The sequence below is a fragment of the Mesorhizobium sp. M7A.F.Ca.AU.002.02.1.1 genome (assembly GCF_003998535.1).
In the GTDB taxonomy this organism is placed as follows: Bacteria; Pseudomonadota; Alphaproteobacteria; order Rhizobiales; family Rhizobiaceae; genus Mesorhizobium; species Mesorhizobium ciceri.
This window is the reverse complement of the sequence record NZ_RZPB01001223.1, coordinates 1-1,162: the sequence shown is the minus strand read 5'-3', so window position 1 is coordinate 1,162 and position 1,162 is coordinate 1. Positions and strand designations below refer to the sequence as shown.

General features: G+C 61.2%; 1 protein-coding gene. It reads left to right on the top strand.

The genetic code is table 11. The features are described 5' to 3' along the window. Positions 1-831: N-acetylmuramoyl-L-alanine amidase (locus EN879_RS36660; protein WP_164774876.1), on the top strand; the 831-nt coding region annotated here is incomplete at its 5' end. Positions 832-1,162: the final 331 nt, after the last annotated feature.

Here is a 1,162-nt window from a genome sequence, read left to right as displayed (position 1 = left end):
GCCATCGACATGTCGGCGGCATCCGAACGCGAGTTCGATGCCGCACTTGCCAATCAGGCGCTGACCACCGGATCGACCGTTTCGACCGACAAGGGAGGGCGGGTCGGCACCGGGCCGGTCTCCAATCCGGGCCATCGGTTCACCGTCGTCATCGACCCCGGCCATGGCGGCATCGACGGCGGTGCCGAGGGCCTGAACGGCACCATCGAAAAAAACGTCACGCTGGCCTTCGCCACGGAGCTGCGCGACAAACTCGCGGCCGTCGGCAATTATGATGTGTTCATGACGCGCGACACAGACGAATTCCTGCGTCTGGACGACCGCGTGCGCATTGCCCGTCAGCATGAGGCCGACCTGCTTATTTCGATCCATGCCGACACGATCAGCGTCAAGGGCATTCGCGGCGCCACCGTCTATACCGTCTCCGACAAGGCTTCGGACCCCGAGGCGCAGGCGCTTGCCGACCGTGAGAACCTCTCCGACCAGTTCGCCGGCATGGAAATCAAGAACGACAACAAGGAAGTCACCGACATCCTGATCGACCTGATCCGCCGCGAAACACACAACTTCTCGATGAGTTTCGCCCACACGCTGGTTGGCCAGTTGTCGACCAGCGTCGGTCTTATCAACAATCCGCAGCGCTCCGCGGGTTTCAAGGTGCTCAAGGCACCCGATGTGCCGTCGGTGCTGGTCGAACTCGGTTATCTCTCGAACGCCAAGGACGAGGCGCAGTTGCTCAACGCCGACTGGCGCGGCAAGGCGGCCCAGAGCATAACCAACGCCGTCGCGCTGTTCGCGTCGGCCAAGGCCGGATCGGGAACCGGAGGTTGACATGACCGGCGACGCCTGCAACCAGAGGCGGCGTTGCGCGACGACAACACCCAGTGCTTTTATTTCCGGCCAGCAGCCGTGAAATCAGGCATTGCCGTATTTTGTCCACATGGCGGCGACAAGGGTTTTCGATTACGGATTGGGACCGGCTCGAAAGCTTGCGTGAAAGGCGGCTTCGTTTAGGAAATTCCCGAACCAAGGACTGGAGCGGGTATGATTCGTCTCATTGGCTATTTTTTCGGCATCGGCACGACGCTGGCCCTTCTGGTCGCGGCGGGCGTTGCGATCTACATCGGCCATTTGTCGAAGGATCTGCCCGACTACGAGGTAC